This window comes from Gordonia alkaliphila (assembly GCF_039542465.1).
Lineage (GTDB): Bacteria > Actinomycetota > Actinomycetes > Mycobacteriales > Mycobacteriaceae > Gordonia > Gordonia alkaliphila.
On the sequence record NZ_BAABIE010000003.1, the window covers coordinates 88,594 to 104,922 of the forward strand.

Genomic DNA, 16,329 nt, shown 5'->3' on the forward strand with positions numbered 1-16,329 from the left:
CCGCTATATGACGGTGAACTCGCGACGGCCGCCCATCGGCGCGGTCTCAGGCCGGTTCTTCGCCGGTCATGACCACTTTGTCGGCCGCCTGATCCCAGTGGAATTGAGCCGTCGACCGACCGGTGGCACCGGCGGTGGTCTCGCCTGGCCGCTTCCAGGTCCACACCACGTCGATCGTCGAATCGTCGACGCGCGTCACCTTCGGCGCGAAGCCGTGTGCGCGTTCGGTCGCGGTTCCGATGTACTCACCGTTGTGAAACAGCATGAGCTGGAACGGCGACGACGCTGTCGGGCCCTCGATCGGCAGTACGATCCACGACAGCGCCAGACACGAGTCGTAGTTCTCGACGCTCGCATGACGGGGGTCCCACGCCCAGCCTCGGAACCTCGGGACCTTCGCGACGTTCGCAGCCACCGCCTGCTCCCCCGTCATCGAGCTGCACTTGTTGGCGCCGGTCGACGACGCGGGGGTGGCGGTGAACAGTTCGGTGCGCTCCCGCGCCATGAATGCCCCGGCACCCGAGGTGCTGTCCCAGCAGGTCAGACCTACCTCGGCCGAGTGACACACGTATTGCCCGTAGTACACGGTCTGGCCGTAGCCGACCACTTGCGGAGTAAGTCGATCGTCGGCCCCATACGCCCCGACAGCCCAGGGCGGAACATCGCTACCGTGGTACGACATGTCTGCGACGCCGCCTTTGATGGTGATGGTGTCGATAGCGCCGCCCTGCCGGTCGAGCCCGTACGGCTTGTCCTTGTTGTAGCTGGACACCCGGCACTGCAAGCCGGTGCTCTCGATCCCGCAGCCGATGTTTCCGGACGGGACCTTGAACACGGCCACCGGCGACCCGTATCGCGGCTTCTTGATGGTGCTGATCTGAGTGGCCCCGGACGGGATCGGACCGCCGGCCTCAGCCGGCGCACCGGGTACGGTCCCAGCCGGAGCGGGGTCCTCGTTCGCACTCGGCGACCCGGCTGCCGCCGGGGTATCGTCGCCGGTCGACGAGGTCGACGGTGCCGCTGTTTTCGCTTCGTCGGAATCGACGCTACGGACAACCAGGAACGCCACCACCGCGACGACGACGGTGAGAACCCCGGCGATCGCCAGCAGCACGTTGGTGCTCAGCAGTGCTTTCGATTTCACGGTGCACCACCGCACACCGATCGATTTCGGAACATATGCCCCAAACTTCCCCCTCAGAATCTCGCAACAGCTTACGGGAGCAAACGAGCGGGCACCCGCCGGTACGGGCTTCAAGCGGGTTCTTCGTGCTACCGGAGCACCAGGTCGCAGCGATCGCGCGTCCCGTCGACGGCGAACCAGCCCTCTTCGAAGCGCTGCCACGCAGCGAGCAGCGGTCGGGACTCCTCGCCGTCGCGGCCGACCGCGCGGGACAGCCGGGCGGCGCTGTCGGGACCGTCGATCCAGAAGGCGCGGTCGAGCCGATCGGCGATGGCCGAGCGGGCCGCGGTGACGCCTTCCACGATCAGCAGCGGCGCCCAGCGGACCAGTTGCACCGGTCCCAGACGCGGCACGCCGTCGATCCAGACGCGCGGACGGTAGGCGACGTCATGGTTGCGGCGGAAGGGTGCGATGACGTCGCGTTCCAGCTCGGGCCACCACGAGGCGGGGTCGTCCCAGGTGGCGTAGTCGTCGGTGCGGATCAGGACCGCGGGACGACCGCGGTCGGCGAGGCCGGCGACCAGAGCGTCTGCGAAGGTGCTCTTGCCAGCACCCGACGGGCCGTCGATCGCGACGATACCGCTGGCCACATCGCCGGTGTCGGCGATCCGGTGCGCGGCGGCGACCAGGTCACTCGTCCCGCCGTCAGCCATGGGTACGACTCTTCGACACGGGTTTCAGGCTACGCGAGGATACGGCGCCCGGACAGTGCCCGGCCGAGCGTGAGCTCGTCGGCGAACTCCAGGTCGCTGCCCATCGGCAGCCCGGAGGCCAGGCGGGTCATCGACAGCCCCGGGAAGTCCTTGAGCATGCGCAGCAGATAGGTCGCCGTCGCCTCGCCCTCGGTGTTCGGGTCGGTCGCGATGATGATCTCGCTGACGTCGACGCCGTCGGGCTGGTTGGCCAGGCGCTGCAGGAGTTCGCGGATCCGCAACTGGTCGGGACCGATGCCCGACAGCGGATCCAGGGCGCCGCCGAGCACGTGGTAGCGGCCGTCGAACTCCTTGGTCCGCTCGATCGCGTAGATGTCCTTCGGCTCTTCGACGACACAGATCTTGGTCGCGTCCCGCCGTGGGTCACTGCAGATGCGGCAGAGTCGCGCGGCGGCGATGTTGCCGCACTCGGCGCAGAAGGCGACGTTGTCGCGGACCTCGCCGAGCGCGGCGACCAGCCGGTCGATCTCGCTCTTGTCGCCGGCCAGCAGCGCGAACGCGATGCGCTGGGCGCCCTTCGGCCCCAGCCCGGGCAGTTTCGCCAGCTGGTCGATCAGTACCTGGATCGGCCCCTCGTACATCAGGCCCCTTCAACAGTGGTGGTTCAGCCGGTGGCGCTTCAGCCCAGGCCGGGCATGCCGCCGGCCAGCGGGCCGAGCATCTCCGACGACAGCGCGTCCCGCTTCGTCGCGAGGTCGGCGAGCGCACCGAGGAGCAGGTCCTGCAGGGTCTCGACGTCTTCCGGGTCGACCACCTCGGGCGAGATGTTCACCCCGGTCACGTCGCCGGTGCCGTTACCGGTCACCGTGACCAGGCCGTTTCCAGCCTGTCCGGTCACGACCGCGGCCGCGATCTCCTGCTGTGCGGCCAACAGCTTGGCCTGCATCTCCTGTGCCTGGGCGAGCAGGCCTGCCATCGGGTTCTCGCCGCCGCCACCGAGGAGGGCGCTGGGATCGAATGCGTCAGTCACGCCCTCCAGAGTAGTCGCTGGGACCGACGACGGTCCGCGCGCCGAGCCGACGCGTGTCAGCCGAGGTCGATGAGGCCGTCCGGGGTCCGCGGGACGGACCCGTCGCCGCCGAAGCCGAAGTCCGGCTCGGCGAAACCGCTGGAGTGCCCGGTCATCTTCTGCTCCACCAGCCCGGCCCGACGCTGCGCGAGGTCGGCGAGCGCGTCGACGATGTGGTTCTGCAGGCCGTCGAGGTCGTCGCGATCGAGCGCGGGATCGATGCGGACGGCGGCGACGTTGCCGACGCCGTCGCCGATCACGGTGACCTCCCCGCCGCTGCTGCGGCCGGTCAGTTCGGCGGACATGATCTCCTGCTGCACGGCGACGAGTCGTTCCTGCAGCTGCTGGGGGTCGAAGGCCTCGGTCATGCTGCCAGGTTAGGTCAGCCGAGAATCCGGGTGAGCTGCGCCGCCAGTTCGTCGACGGTCTGACCGGCGGCGGCTTCCACCTCGAACGACAGCACGTCGTCGGCGAACAGCGCCGTGGCCCGGCGGTTGAGCGCGAACTCGAAGCGGTCCTCGACGCGCCGCCACTGCGTCACCCCGCCGTAGACCGGGGCACTCGCCCCGGTGGTGACACAGTGCTCGTCCGGGCGGCGCCCACCCGGCAGGTCTCGCTGGATCTGGAAGCAGGCGTCGGACTCGGAGTCCAGGAACACCACGGCCTCGCAGCCCAAGTCCGGGTGGTGCTCGTAGGAACCGATGATCGCCATGTCCGCCACCGTAGTCAGCGCCGGTCGGAGGTGAAGTGCCGCTGCGCGCCGGTGATCGGATCGACGAACCGGAGCGACGACGCGATCAGGTGGAGTGGCCGTGAGAAGTCGCCGCGCTCGGGCGCCGAAGCCAGCTCCGGATCGACGTCGGGGTAGAGCGGGTCGCCGAGGATCGGCACGCCCAGACCCGCCATGTGCAGGCGCAACTGGTGAGTGCGGCCGGTGTGCGGGAGCAGGCGGTACTCGCCCAAACCGTCGTCGCGCACACGCAGCAGAGTGATCTCGCTGATCGCGTTCACCGGGCCGTCGACCACTCGCGCACGCAGGTCACCGGAGGTCTTCTCGATGCGATTCTCGATGCGCACGCCCTCGGCCAGCTCCGGCCGCGAAGCCGCGGCGAGGGCGCGATACTCCTTGTGCACCAGGCGATCTGCGAACAGGGACTGGTACGCGGCGCGCTCGGTGGGCTTGCGCGTGAAGAGCAGCACCCCGGCGGTGAGCCGGTCCAGACGGTGCGCGGGCGCGAGGTGATCCTCGCCCAGCAGTCGACGCAGGCGCACCAGCGCCGTCTGCGTCACGTGCTGCCCGCGCGGCATCGTCGCGAGGAAATGCGGCTTGTCCACCACCAGCAGGGACCGGTCCTGATGGAGGATCGGCAGGTCGAAGGGCACGTCGAACTCGGCGGGCAGACCGCGGTACAGGTAGATCGGCGTGGCGCGCAGGACCGGGCCGGCCAGGTCGACGGGGGCGCCGTCGAGGTCGACCACCTCACCGGCGGTGGCCTGGGCGCGCAGTTCGTCGAGCGACAGCCCGGCGAGCGTGGGCGTCGCCAGCAGTGCCTCGGCGACGGTGGGCGTGCGGCCGGGCCACAGGTCCGGCCGCAGCACCACGCGCGTCGCATCCACTCCGTTGCGCGGCGGCAACGGTTTGGTACGGCGGCGCCCTCGTCGGCTCAGCGGTTCAGCTTTCCAAATGGCGCTTGAGGTTTCCGAGCAGCTCGGCCTGAATCCGGGCCAGGCCCTTGGGCGCGAAGGTCCGCTCGAAGACGCCGCCGATGCCGGTGGCGCCCTTCCAGCTGGTGGTGGTCTCCAGGCGGGTGCCTGCGCCGGCGGGGCGGACCCGGTAAACGGTGACCAGCGTCGAGTTGCGGTCGGTCTCGGTGACCGTGTCGGTGCTGACGGTGACGTCGGCGAGGACATCGCGCGAACGCTTCTCGGTGGCCTGCAGGATCCAGTGCACCACGGTGCCCGCGCCGGTTCCGCCGGCGTCGACGCGGTAGTCGCGGTAGTTCGCGGGGAGGACCTCGGGGCGCACCGACTGGTAGTCGGACACCGCGGCAAGCACCTGCTCGGTGGTGGCGGCGATGTCGATGGAAGAGGTGGCAGAAACCTGGCCCACGGCGGAAACTCCTTGTGCCGCACCCGAAAATGCGACTTAGCAGGGGAATGACCCGATTAGTACCGGGTCGACTCCAGGGTACCGAGCCGCGCGCTACGGTGGTCGGGTGACTTCTGCGCGACTCGAGTACGGCACTGCGGCATTCGACCGGGGAGTGAAACGCCTGCTGACGAGCTACCGCGCGATCCCGGACGGGGCGGGCGTCCGCCTGGCGAAGAAGACGTCGAACCTGTTCCGCAAACGCGCCGAGACCTCGGCGCCCGGCCTCGACGTCTCCGGCTTGCAGCGCGTGATCTCGGTGGATCCCGTCACCCGCACGGCGCAGGTGGCCGGGATGACCACCTACGAGGATCTGGTGGCCGCGACGCTGCCGTACGGGCTGGCCCCGAAGGTGGTTCCGCAGCTCAAGACCATCACCCTCGGCGGCGCGGTGACCGGCCTGGGCATCGAGAGCACGTCGTTCCGCAACGGACTCCCCCACGAGTCGGTGCGCGAGATGGAAATCCTCAGTGCCACAGGCGATCTCGTCGTCGCACGGCCGGACAACGAACATGCCGACCTGTTCTACGGCTTCCCCAACTCGTACGGCACCCTCGGCTATTCGGTGCGCCTGGAAATCGACCTGGAACCGGTCCCGCCCTACGTGGAACTGCGGCACGTGCGATTCCGGTCGATCGAGGACCTGCAGGCCGCGATGATCACCATCGTCGACTCGCACGACTACCGCGGCGAACGTGTCGACTACCTCGACGGCGTCGTCTTCGCCCGGGACGAGTGTTACCTGGTGCTGGGGCGGCAGACCGACGAACCCGGACCGGTGAGCGACTACACCGACGACCAGATCTTCTACCGGTCCATCCAGCACGACGACGTCGACGAGCCCAAACGGGACCGTCTCACCATCAGCGACTACCTCTGGCGCTGGGACACCGACTGGTTCTGGTGCTCGCGCGCGTTCGGCGCCCAGAACCCGCGGATCCGCCGGTTCTGGCCCAAGCGCTACCTGCGCTCGAGCTTCTACTGGAAGCTCATCGGCTACGACCACCGCTGGAACATCGGCGACAAGCTCAACGCACGCAAGGGCGAGCCGCCCAGCGAACGCGTGGTGCAGGACATCGAAGTCCCCATCGAACGCACCGCCGACTTCATCAACTGGTTCCTCGACGAGATCCCGATCGAGCCGGTGTGGCTGTGCCCGTTGAAGCTGGCCTTCGACGACGAGGCGCCGGCCGCAGAGGCCGTCACCGATCCGGACCAGCCGTGGTCGCTGTACCCGCTGCAACGGGGGCACGCCTACACCAACGTCGGATTCTGGTCGGGTGTGCCGGTGACGCCCGGCGAGCCCGGATACGCCAACCGCCGCATCGAGCTCAAGGTCAGCGAGTTGGGCGGCCACAAATCTCTCTACTCTGAGTCGTTCTACCCGGAGGAGGAGTTCGATCGACTGTACGGCTCAACGGCCTACCGAACGCTCAAGGACAAGTACGATCCCCGCGCACGGCTGCTGAGTCTCTACGAGAAAGCAGTGAAGCGCGCATGAACCTGGCACAGATCTTCTCCACTCTCCTCGGCAAGGATTTGGCGATCCGGTTCACCGCCTACGACGGTTCCAGCGCGGGACCGGAGGACGCGGAGTACGGCCTCGACCTGCTGACCCCGCGAGGTACCACCTACCTGGTGACCGCGCCCGGCGAGCTCGGTCTGGCCCGCGCCTACGTGTCGGGCGACCTCGCCCTCATCGGCAGTCACCCCGGCGACCCCTACGGGGCGTTGCAGGCGCTGGCCGGCGACCTGAAGTTCAGCAAGCCGAGTGCGGTGCAGCTGGCTGCGATCGCGAAGTCGTTGGGCCGGGAGCATTTCAAGCTCATCCCGCCGCCGCAGCAGGAGGCGTTGCCACGGTGGCGCCGCATCGCCGAAGGGCTGCGCCACAGCCGCGGGCGGGACGCCGACGCCATCGGTTACCACTACGACGTCTCCAACGATTTCTACGAGATGGTGCTCGGCCCGGCCATGACCTACACGTGCGCGGTCTACGGCGACCGCGACGCCACCCTCGAGGAGGCGCAGGAGAACAAGTACCGGCTGATCTTCGAGAAGCTGGCGCTCCAGCCCGGCGATCGGCTCCTCGACATCGGCTGCGGATGGGGTGGCATGGTGCGGTACGCCGCACGACGCGGCGTGCACGCCTTGGGCGTCACCCTGTCGGTGGAGCAGGCCAAGTGGGCGCAGCAGAGCATCGTCGATCAGGGTCTGGGCGAGTTCGCGGAGGTGCGCCACAGCGACTACCGGGACGTGGTGGAGGGCGGCTTCGACGCGGTCAGCTCGATCGGTCTGACCGAGCACATCGGCGTCGCCAACTACCCGCCGTACTTCGAGTTCATGCGCGACAAACTGCGTCCGGGCGGGCTGCTGCTCAACCACTGCATCACGCGGCCGGTCAACAGTGCGCGCAGCAAAGCGCGTCCGTTCATCGACCGCTACGTGTTCCCGGACGGCGAGCTGACCGGGGTGGGCACCATCATCACCGCGGCGCAGGACATCGGCGGCCTGGAAGTGCTCCACGAGGAGAACTTCCGCGAGCACTACGCCATGACGCTGCGCGACTGGAACAAGAACCTGATGGAGAACTGGGACGCCGCCGTCGCTGAAGTGGGCGAAGGCACGGCCCGCCAGTGGGGCCTGTACATGGCCGGCTGCCGGATGGGTTTCGAGATGGAGATGGTGGAACTGCACCACGTGCTCGCCGTCAAGACCGACGACCACCGCCCGAACACACCGCTGCGCCCGTGGTGGACGCCCTGATCGAGACGCCGGCGACGGTGGCGGTCAGCTGCCGTTGTCGACGGGGCGGGCGCCCAGCTCGGACTTGAGGATCTCCAGGGCCACCTGATCGGGGTCCAGTCGCTCGTCGGGTGCACTGTGACGGGCGTGCGCGACCATCTCGTCGCGCTCGGCGTCGGTGAGTTCTTCGTCCGGCACCGGCTCGGCCGGTCGCGGTTCCTCGGGCTCGGGCGGAGCCTCCGGCGGCGGCGGACCGTCGTGATCGGCGCCGCCCCGCCCGCCCGCCTGCGCGGGCTGACTGGGCCGGACGAAGGTCTGCCGCTTCGGAGCCGCCGGTGCAGCCGCACGCGACGACTGCGCCGCCGGTGCCGGACCGGTCGCATGAATCACCTGGACCGCCCAGGTGCCGCCGAAGAGTTCGGCGAAGATCTCGCCGAACATCTGCAGGCGAGCGGGGTCGGACAGTCGGCCCACCAGCGGCGGGTTGTTGTGGCCCAGCACCACGGTGCCGTCGCCGACGGCCTGCACGGTCGCCGCCGAGAGCATCGGCTCCAGAACCTTGCCCGCGGGGCGTTCGCGCACGGCCGCCCGGATGTCGTTCCAGCGCGCCGACACCGATTGCACGGTCAGCGCGGGTTCCGGCTCCGGCTCGGGTTCGGGCTCGGGTTCCGGCGTGGGCGCAGGCGCGGGCGTCGGTGCGACGGGCCGCTCGACGGTCCGGCTCGGTGCGGTGCGGCGCGGCAGCACCACGCCTTGGGGCGGAGCGTCGTAGTCGGGCTCCTCCGGCGGCGGGATGTCGTCGTAGGGGTCCGGCGAGGCGTACGACTCGGAGTACGGCTCCGGCTCCGGCGCGGGTGCCCGGCGGGATTCCGGCTCCGGCGTCGGCTCGGGCCGGGATTCCGGTGCGGGTTCACGGCGCAGTTCCGGCTCCGGCGCTCGTTGCGGCTCCGGCTCCGGCGCGGTCTCGCGGCGGAGTTCCTGCGTCGGTTCGAGTACCGGTTCGCGGCGAGGCTCGGGTGCGGGCTCGCGGAGCGGCCGCGGAGTCGGCTCCGGCGCCGATTCGGCGGGTACCGGGGACTCGGCGTGCTCGTTCGCGGCAGGGTCTACCCGCGCAGCGGTCGGGGTCGCGGCCGAGGTCGCTTCGCCGGTCGCGGGCGCACCGGCCAGCGATTCGTCGGCAGCCGGTTCAGGGGTCGGGGACTCAGCCACCGGAGGTACCGGCGGACCAGGTGCGACCGCAGGAGCAGGCGCGACATGCGCATCTTCCATCGACGGTGCCGCAGGTGATGGCGCAGGGGTCGGCGCCACAGGTGCCACCGGATCAGGCGAAACAGTAGGCGACGGTGCAGCTGCTGGAACCACGTCGACTCTCGGCGCATCGGGCGCCCCTTCCACCGATGGAGCGGCCGGTGCCGCGTCGACCGCGGCTTCGGCGCGTCGCTGGGACGGTCGGACGAAGCGCGACGGCGGCTCGTCCGCCGCGGGCGGCGGCGGTCCGGGCGCGAGCGGGGCCGCACCACTCGCCGCGGGCGCGGCGACGGCGGCCGCACCGGCGGCGGCGGGTCGTCGTTCCAGGGTCTCCAGTCGCTGCAGCAGCGCGGCGTCGTCGGCGCTGGCCGCGGGGAGCAGCAGGCGGGCGCACATCACTTCGAGGAGCAGGCGCGGCGAGGTGGTGCCGCGCATCTCGCCGAGGGCCGCGTGGGCCACTTCGGCGTACCGGGTGAGCGTGGCCATGCCGAGGAACTCGGTGACCGAACGCATCCGCGTGACCTGGTCGGCGGGCGCTTCGACGAGTCCGCGTTCGGCGGCGTCGGGCACCGCCTGCAACAGCAGGAGGTCGCGGAAGCGGTCGAGGAGGTCGATCGCGAAGCGACGGGGGTCGTGTCCGGCATCCACCACGCGTTCCACCACGCCGAACAGTGCCGAGCCGTCGCCGGCGGCGAGTGCATCCACGGCGCCGTCGATCAGCGCCACGTCGGTCACGCCGAGGAGGCTGAGGGCGCGGTCGTAGGTGACGCCGTCCGGTCCGGCGCCGGCGAGCAGCTGGTCCAGGATCGACAGCGAGTCACGCGGGGATCCACCACCGGCCCGAATGACCAGCGGGAACACCTCGGGTGCCACCACGGCGCCCTCGCGGGAGCAGATGCTCTCGAGCAGGCCGCGCATCACCGGCGGCGCGAGCAGCCGGAACGGGTAGTGGTGCGTACGCGAGCGGATGGTGGTGAGGACCTTCTCCGGCTCGGTGGTCGCGAAGATGAAGATGAGGTGCTCGGGCGGCTCTTCGACGATCTTCAACAGCGCGTTGAAGCCGGCCGACGAGACCATGTGCGCCTCGTCGATGATGAAGACGCGGTAGCGCGATTCGGCGGGCGCGTAGAAGGCACGATCACGCAGTTCGCGGGTGTCGTCGACGCCGCCGTGGCTGGCCGCGTCGAGCTCCACCACGTCGAGGTTGCCCGGACCGCCCGGTCCCAGTGCCACACACGACGCGCACTGTCCACACGGCGTCGAGGTCGGTCCCTGCTCGCAGTTGAGCGAGCGGGCCAGGATACGCGCCGACGACGTCTTGCCGCAGCCGCGCGGGCCGGAGAAGAGGTAGGCGTGGTTGATGCGGCCGCTGTCGAGGGCACGACTCAACGGATCGGTGACGTGCTCCTGGCCGACGACCTCGGCGAATGTCGCGGGTCGGTAGGTGCGATAGAGAGCCACGCGAGCAACCCTACCGGCGACCGGTGACAGCGTCTGCGGGCGGCGTCGATCGGCCCACACCGAAGCCGTAGACGACGATCACGGCCACCGCGGTGACCACCAGAATCACGTTGTAGGGCTGCACGGTGAAGAACCGGTACCAGTGGCCGACACCCTTGAAGAACATGCCGGTCAGGTAGGCCTCGTCGACCGCCCGATTCACATACCAGATCGGATGGTCCAGGTGATGGCGCCAGGCGATCGAGATCGCGAAACCGCCGCCCGCGGCGGCGGCCACCAGACCGCGGCCCAGAACGCCGGGGAGCGTGAGGACCAGGTGGATCGCCACGATCAGCAGCGGCAGCAGCCACACCCAGTGGTGCCCCCAGGAGACCGGGGAGACCGCGCAGGAGGTCATGCCGACCAGTGACAGCGCCAGCAGTTCCGAACCGTGCCGGTGGGCGAGCACGGCGGCGCCGAGGCCGAGGAGCGCCACGACGGCCGACAGCGCCAGCCACGCGAGCGTGCTCGGGTGATCGGTGTGGCCCAGATTGGCCAGCGCGCCGCGGATGGACTGATTGCCCGCGGTCTGCGGGGACGCCACGCGATCGGAGTCGAAGAGCGTGTCGGTCCAGTAGGCCCAGGAGGCACGCGGCATGATCGCGAACCCGACGACGATGGTGGCCGCGAACGCGCCGACCAGGGTCGCCGCGGCCCGCCACTGGCGGATCGCCACCAAGTAGACCGCGAACAGCAGCGGCGTCAGTTTGATGCCGGCCGCGAGGCCGGTGCCGGCGCCGCGCAGCACGGAGTCGGGCCCGCGGAGCAGATCCCACAGGATCAGGAGCAGGAGGAAGACGTTGATCTGGCCGAACCAGATGGTGGTGCGGATCGGTTCCAGCAGCGTCGAGATGACGACGAGGAAGATCGCGATCAGATGCAGACGCCACGTGACCTGGTGGCCCAGGCTGCGGAAGCCCAGGATGATCACGCCGTAGAGGGCCACCAGGACGCCGACGCTCCACAGCACGTGCGCGAATCCGGTGGACAGCAGCGCGAGCGGAATGAAGAACGGGATGGAGATCGGCGCGTAGGTGAAGTCCATCTGGCCGAGCAGTTTGACCCGGTAGAGGTCGTCGCCGTCGAGCACCGCCTGCGCACCGGCGCGGTAGACGTCGAGGTCGAATTGGTAGTCGAACAGCCCCCAGTGCGGCTGCGTCAGCGGGATGATCGTGTGCTGCGCCCACACGGCGAGCGCTGCGAGGACGCCGAAGACGATCAGCAGCGGCGTCGACCGTTCGAGTTTCACTCCGTCACCCGATCAGGCGAGGTCGAGCAGCTTCTCCGTCGCTGCCAGGAGCGCGCACGTCGCGACACCGTCCATTGCGGTGGCGAGTTCGTCGATCGGCGGGAAGGTCGGGGCCAGCCGGATGTTCCGATCGTGCGGGTCGTTCTTGTACGGGAAGGTGGCGCCGGCGCCGGTCAGCGCGATGCCGGCCTGCTTGGCGAGCGACACGGTACGCGCGGCGGTGCCGTCGATCACATCGAGGCTGATGAAGTAGCCGCCCTCGGGCTCGGTCCAGTGCGCGATCTTCGACGCGCCGAGGCGGTCTTCGAGGATCTGCAGGACCAGTTCGAACTTGGGCGCGATCAGTGCGCGATGGCGGGCCATGTGGGCGCGCACCCCGTCGGCGTCGCCGAAGAACTGCAGGTGACGGAGCTGGTTGAGCTTGTCGGGACCGATCGTGGCGATCGACGCGTGGCCGGTGTACCAGTCGAGGTTCTCCGGCGACGAGCCGAAGAAGGCGACGCCGCCGCCGGCGAAGGTGATCTTGCTGGTGGAACCGAAGACGTACACGCGGTTGGGGTGTCCGGCTTCGGCGGCGAGGTCGAGGATCGGGAGCGGCGTCGGCGTCTCCTCGACCAGCGTGTGCACCGCGTACGCGTTGTCCCAGTAGATCCGGAAGTCGGGGGCGGCGGTCGGCATGGCGACAAGCGCGCGCGCCACCTCCTCGCTCACCGAGTAGCCGGTCGGGTTGGAGTAGGTGGGGACCACCCACATGCCCTTGATCGACGGGTCGTCGGCCACCAGTTCGGCGCAGGCCTCGACGTCGGGACCGTCCGGGTTCATCGGGACGGTGATCATCTCGATGCCGTACTGCTCGGTGATCGCGAAGTGGCGGTCGTAGCCGGGCGCCGGGCAGAGGAACTTGATCGGGCTGTCGTGCTTGGACCACGGATGCTCGGAGTCGGGGGTGCCGCCGAGCAGGGCGAAGACGGTGAGGTCGTGCATGATCTGCAGGCTGGCGTTGTTCTGGGCGACAATCCGGTCGGCGCCGGTGCCGAGCAGTTCGCCGAAGATCTCGCGCAGCGCGGGCAGACCGGCCACACCGCCGTAGTTACGGCAGTCGGTGCCGTCGGGGCTGGTGTGGTTGCCGACGCCGGGCAGCGCGAGGAGCTCTTCGGAGAGGTCGAGCTGATCGGGGGCGGGCTTACCGCGAGTGAGATTCAGCGACAGTCCGGCGGCACAGAGCGCCTCGTAGCGCTTCTGCAGGTCGGCCTGGGTGTCGCGAAGCTGGTCGGCACTCATCGAGTGGAAGTTCAACGCCGGAACCCTTCAAAAAAACCAGGCAGAGTGTGTGTCCGCTAAAAAAGTAAGCGGACCCCGCGCACCCGAGAGAGCCCGTTGACCCTTGCTGCCTTCCGGCCCTGGGGGAGTTCACAGGATGCACGCCGCGCGGGATCCGTGGACCAGTGTAGCGGGCCTCGTTTTGAGTTCATACCCGGCCACCCGTTACGATCATCACCGCTGGAGGATTCGCCTAGTGGCCTATGGCGCTCGCCTGGAACGCGGGTTGGGTTAATAGCCCTCAGGGGTTCGAATCCCCTATCCTCCGCCAAACACGTTGGCCCCCACCTGAGGAACGAAGGTGGGGGGCCAACGTGTTTTTGCGCATCGAACAGAGCGGATTCGGGAGGAGCGCAGCGACGGTTCCCCTATCCTCCGCCATGCAGATTGCCCCCGCCCGAAGAATGAGGGTGGGGGCAATCTGCATCTACGGGCAGAGCGATTCGAGGAGGAGCGAAGCGACGGAGTCCCCTATCCTCCGCCCCTCGCCTCACCCCCTCAGCCGCACCCCGTCGCCCCCAAAAACCCCACCCGGCACGTCCCCCAAGCCCCTTCCCAGCCAAGTCGCGACCCTGCTCTCGCCTCGCTCCCCGAGCCCCGCGCGCGACCCGTAAACAGGGTCGCGACACGCCCGATGGACTGTGGGGCATGTTGCACTCGACGGCGAACTCGCACGTCGCGACCCTAATCCCGCCTCGCTCCGCGTGCGACCCGCAAATAGGGTCGCGACACGCGCGCCGAGCTGCGGGGTTAGGCGGGGGTGGGAGCGGGGGGTTCGGGGGTCGGGGGGACGGTCGACGGCGAGCGCCAGCCGCGGAGGATCACGCGGCGCACCCAGGCGGTGAGGCGGCTGTCCTTGCGCGGTTCGTCGTACTCGGTCTTGCCCGGGCGCCACCGCAGCGCGGTGTCGAGGAAGGCCACGAACGGGACGGCCAGTAGGCCGCCGATGATGCCGGCCAGCATCAGGCCCATGCCGATGGCGAGGATGATCGCGACCGGGTGCAGGCGGACCGAGTGCCCGAGCACGAACGGCTGCAGGATGTGCCCCTCGAAGGCCATCACGAACACCAGGATGCCCAGCACGATCAGCGCGTTGAGCCAGCCCTGCGTGGTCAGCGCGACGAGCACGGCCAGGGTGCCCGCGGCAAACGAGCCGACGATCGGGATGAACGCACCGAGGAAGATCACCGCCACCAGTGGGAGGACGAGCGGCACCTTCAGAATCGCGAGCGCGATGCCGATGATCACGGCGTCGACGGCCGCGACGATGACGGTGGCGCGGACGTACGACTCCAGCGTCGTGAAGCCGGCGGCCGTGGCGCCGCGCACGTGGTCGCGGTTGGCCGACGGGACCAGCCGGGTGACGTAGCCCCAGATACGAGGGCCGTCGTACAGGAAGAAGATCAGCAGGAAGATGGTCAGCAGCACGCCGGTGCCGATCCGGCCCACGAACTCGAGGGTGCTGACCGCACTGACCGCGAGGCTGCTCTCGTGCGACTGCGCCCAGTGCACCATTTCTCCGGCCAGTGCGCTGAGCCGGGCGTCGTCGAAGTGCAGCGGGCTGTCGAGCAGCCAGTTCCGCACATCGTCGACCGTGCTGGTGAACTCGGAGACCAGTTCGGGCCCGCCGGAAACGGCTTGCTGCACCACGAACGCCAGCAGCCCGAGGACCGCGAGCAGGGTCAGCAGCACCCAGCCGAGCACCGCCACCAGCCGGGGCACGCCCTTGCGCACCGACCACTCGACCAGCGGGCGCAGCATGGCGGTGAACAGCAGCGCCAGAGTGATCGGGAAGGTGACGTCCTCGTAGCGCTTGAACAGCCAGCCCAAGACCACCACGCCGACACCGATCAGCAGCAGGCGCCAGGTCCAGGCGGCGGCCGCCCGGACCGCGGGCGTCACCTTGGCGTCGTCCGCGTCGCGAAGGCCGATCGACGGCGGCGGAGATTCGGGCTCAGTGGTCACGATGCCGAGCTTATCCACCTGCGCCGACGAGACCGCCCCGACACCGCGGAGCGGTATCGGGGCGGCACGAATCGGCGCTCAGCGGGTCAGAACAGGATGCTGACCGGCGATGCGGCCCCCAGCGACAGTCCGGCGAGCAGCGTCGGGGTGATGCCGCCGCGGAAGGCCGCCGGAATACCGACGACGTCCTGGCTGTCGGCGAGGCGAGCGAGCTGGGCGCGCGTCAGCGTCAGATCCGCGATGTCGACGCGACGCAGCACGTCGACGCCGTTCTGATCAGTGGTCGACGTTTTCATGCTGAGCACGGCCTTGGTGCCGTCGACCCGGATGATCGGGTCCACCAGCGCGATCTCGTACAGGTGGAACTTCGTGTAGGCGACGACGGTGCCGCGGTAGCGGAGTTCACCCTTGCCGTTGCGCACGGTGTTGGACTCAAGCTCGTACGACAGCGTGCCGTCCTTGGCCGCGGCCGCGCCGTTGCTACCGGCCACCGCGCCCTGCGTGGACTCGACGAAGGTGGAGTAGAAGTTCGGCGAGTACGCCCACACCAGGTTCTTCACCGCGGGCTGCGGCGTGTTCGGGCCCGGCTCGGTGGAGTAGTTGATCGGGACGAAACGCTCCTGCGCCGCGTTCACCGCGTCGGCGCCGCCGAAGGTGTAAATGCCCCAGCGCCCGTCGGCCGGTGCATCCTTGGGGGTGGTGAGCTTGATCTTCGCGGTGAAGGTGCCGTCGCGGTGCAGCGGCACCGAGCCCACGCGCACCGTGCGGCGCATATCGAAGGGCACATTGGGCACCTGGTTCAGCGCAGCGTCGGAGATGGCCCACTTGGTCTGCGTGCGGTCCGTGGTGCGCGCCGACTCGGGCGCCCCCTTCGACGGGCGCCAGTTCTGGTCGAACGACCCGAAGGTGACGAAGGTGCCGTGCGGGACGCCGGGCGGCACCGGGACCGGGAGGCCGCCGGTGGTGTTGGCGTTCGGGTCGTAGCCGCGCCCCTTGACCACGACGGTGTCGCCGGGGTGCAGCTGCGTCTGGCCCACCGGGGTGACGCCGTCGGCGAGATAGACATCGATGGCGGCCGACGGCGCCGCCTGCGCGGGCGATGCCCACACGAGACCGGCCAGAGCGGTGCACATCGCGAGCAGACTGATGAGCGCAGAACGAACGAACTTCATTAGCTGAGCCTAACCGACCTTTCTCCCCGCCAAACAGGGACCTAAGGCCCACCACACCGAGATCTCGGTCACCGTCAGA

At 69.3% G+C, this 16,329-nt stretch carries 15 protein-coding genes, 1 tRNA gene and 1 other RNA gene; 3 read left to right on the top strand and 14 right to left on the bottom strand.

The genetic code is table 11. From position 1 onward, the window contains the following. Positions 1-46 precede the first annotated feature (46 nt). The 8 genes from ABD989_RS04225 to ABD989_RS04260 all read right to left on the bottom strand — a co-directional run bounded on the left by ABD989_RS04225 (position 47) and on the right by ABD989_RS04260 (position 5,015). Positions 47-1,144: an LppP/LprE family lipoprotein gene (locus ABD989_RS04225; protein ID WP_345312553.1), complete on the bottom strand. Its 1,098-nt coding sequence runs from the start codon at positions 1,142-1,144 to the stop codon at positions 47-49. 128 nt (positions 1,145-1,272) lie between these two features. Beyond that, positions 1,273-1,836 carry a uridine kinase family protein gene (locus ABD989_RS04230; protein WP_246993536.1) on the bottom strand — a complete coding sequence of 188 codons (564 nt, stop codon included), beginning with the start codon at positions 1,834-1,836 and terminating at the stop codon, positions 1,273-1,275. A gap of 29 nt (positions 1,837-1,865) precedes the next feature. Then, positions 1,866-2,477, bottom strand: coding sequence for a recombination mediator RecR (recR, locus tag ABD989_RS04235; protein WP_345312554.1), 612 nt, complete (start codon positions 2,475-2,477; stop codon positions 1,866-1,868). Positions 2,478-2,515: 38 nt separating this feature from the next. Further along, the gene (locus tag ABD989_RS04240) at positions 2,516-2,866 is read right to left on the bottom strand and encodes a YbaB/EbfC family nucleoid-associated protein (RefSeq protein ID WP_246993532.1); all 351 of its coding nucleotides are present in this window, start codon (positions 2,864-2,866) and stop codon (positions 2,516-2,518) included. A 56-nt stretch (positions 2,867-2,922) separates the two neighbouring features. Continuing rightward, entirely contained in the window at positions 2,923-3,273 is a 351-nt protein-coding gene (locus ABD989_RS04245) for a YbaB/EbfC family nucleoid-associated protein (protein ID WP_246993530.1), read from the bottom strand. Positions 3,274-3,287: 14 nt separating this feature from the next. Then, positions 3,288-3,617, bottom strand: a complete 330-nt coding sequence (locus tag ABD989_RS04250; protein ID WP_246993529.1) for a hypothetical protein — start codon at positions 3,615-3,617, stop codon at positions 3,288-3,290. 14 nt (positions 3,618-3,631) lie between these two features. After that, positions 3,632-4,540, bottom strand: a complete 909-nt coding sequence (locus ABD989_RS04255; RefSeq protein WP_246993527.1) for a pseudouridine synthase — start codon at positions 4,538-4,540, stop codon at positions 3,632-3,634. Positions 4,541-4,577: 37 nt separating this feature from the next. Continuing rightward, entirely contained in the window at positions 4,578-5,015 is a 438-nt protein-coding gene (locus ABD989_RS04260; protein ID WP_246993525.1) for an SRPBCC family protein, read from the bottom strand. Between the two features lie 106 nt (positions 5,016-5,121). Here ABD989_RS04260 and ABD989_RS04265 point away from each other — a divergent pair, with 106 nt between their 5' ends. Together ABD989_RS04265 and ABD989_RS04270 are read left to right on the top strand one after the other, a co-directional pair. Beyond that, on the top strand, positions 5,122-6,555 hold the full coding sequence (locus ABD989_RS04265; RefSeq protein WP_345312555.1) for an FAD-binding oxidoreductase: 1,434 nt from the start codon (positions 5,122-5,124) through the stop codon (positions 6,553-6,555). Beyond that, positions 6,552-7,817: a class I SAM-dependent methyltransferase gene (locus tag ABD989_RS04270; protein WP_345312556.1), complete on the top strand. Its 1,266-nt coding sequence runs from the start codon at positions 6,552-6,554 to the stop codon at positions 7,815-7,817. The genes ABD989_RS04265 and ABD989_RS04270 overlap by 4 nt, the downstream gene beginning before the upstream one ends. 24 nt (positions 7,818-7,841) lie before the next feature. Here ABD989_RS04270 and ABD989_RS04275 read toward each other — a convergent pair whose 3' ends face one another. From ABD989_RS04275 to ffs, 4 genes are all read right to left on the bottom strand, one after another. After that, entirely contained in the window at positions 7,842-10,505 is a 2,664-nt protein-coding gene (locus ABD989_RS04275; protein WP_345312557.1) for a DNA polymerase III subunit gamma and tau, read from the bottom strand. Between the two features lie 10 nt (positions 10,506-10,515). Further along, complete coding sequence (locus ABD989_RS04280) at positions 10,516-11,793, bottom strand: glycosyltransferase 87 family protein (RefSeq protein ID WP_246993515.1); 1,278 nt, start codon at positions 11,791-11,793, stop codon at positions 10,516-10,518. A 12-nt stretch (positions 11,794-11,805) separates the two neighbouring features. Next, positions 11,806-13,089, bottom strand: a complete 1,284-nt coding sequence (locus tag ABD989_RS04285; protein ID WP_345312558.1) for an aspartate aminotransferase type Ic — start codon at positions 13,087-13,089, stop codon at positions 11,806-11,808. A 48-nt stretch (positions 13,090-13,137) separates the two neighbouring features. Beyond that, positions 13,138-13,234, bottom strand: an RNA gene (gene ffs, locus ABD989_RS04290) — signal recognition particle sRNA small type. Positions 13,235-13,295: 61 nt separating this feature from the next. On the opposite strand from ffs, the gene ABD989_RS04295 reads away from it, so the two are divergent. Beyond that, positions 13,296-13,384: transfer RNA gene (locus ABD989_RS04295), tRNA-Ser, on the top strand. A 479-nt stretch (positions 13,385-13,863) separates the two neighbouring features. On the opposite strand, the gene ABD989_RS04300 is transcribed toward ABD989_RS04295, so the two are convergent. Together ABD989_RS04300 and ABD989_RS04305 are read right to left on the bottom strand one after the other, a co-directional pair. Next, the gene (locus ABD989_RS04300; protein ID WP_345312559.1) at positions 13,864-15,078 is read right to left on the bottom strand and encodes an AI-2E family transporter; all 1,215 of its coding nucleotides are present in this window, start codon (positions 15,076-15,078) and stop codon (positions 13,864-13,866) included. An 86-nt stretch (positions 15,079-15,164) separates the two neighbouring features. Next, positions 15,165-16,250, bottom strand: coding sequence for an HtaA domain-containing protein (locus ABD989_RS04305; RefSeq protein ID WP_246993509.1), 1,086 nt, complete (start codon positions 16,248-16,250; stop codon positions 15,165-15,167). Between the last annotated feature and the right edge of the window lie 79 nt (positions 16,251-16,329).

Bases quoted from the DNA above. Each gene is read 5' to 3' on its own strand.
- ABD989_RS04230 (WP_246993536.1), bottom strand. From the start codon at position 1,836: ATGGCTGACGGCGGGACGAGTGACCTGGTCGCCGCCGCGCACCGGATC.
- ABD989_RS04270 (WP_345312556.1), top strand. From the start codon at position 6,552: ATGAACCTGGCACAGATCTTCTCCACTCTCCTCGGCAAGGATTTGGCG.
- ABD989_RS04245 (WP_246993530.1), bottom strand. From the start codon at position 3,273: ATGACCGAGGCCTTCGACCCCCAGCAGCTGCAGGAACGACTCGTCGCC.
- ABD989_RS04305 (WP_246993509.1), bottom strand. From the start codon at position 16,250: ATGAAGTTCGTTCGTTCTGCGCTCATCAGTCTGCTCGCGATGTGCACC.
- ABD989_RS04250 (WP_246993529.1), bottom strand. From the start codon at position 3,617: ATGGCGATCATCGGTTCCTACGAGCACCACCCGGACTTGGGCTGCGAG.
- recR (WP_345312554.1), bottom strand. From the start codon at position 2,477: ATGTACGAGGGGCCGATCCAGGTACTGATCGACCAGCTGGCGAAACTG.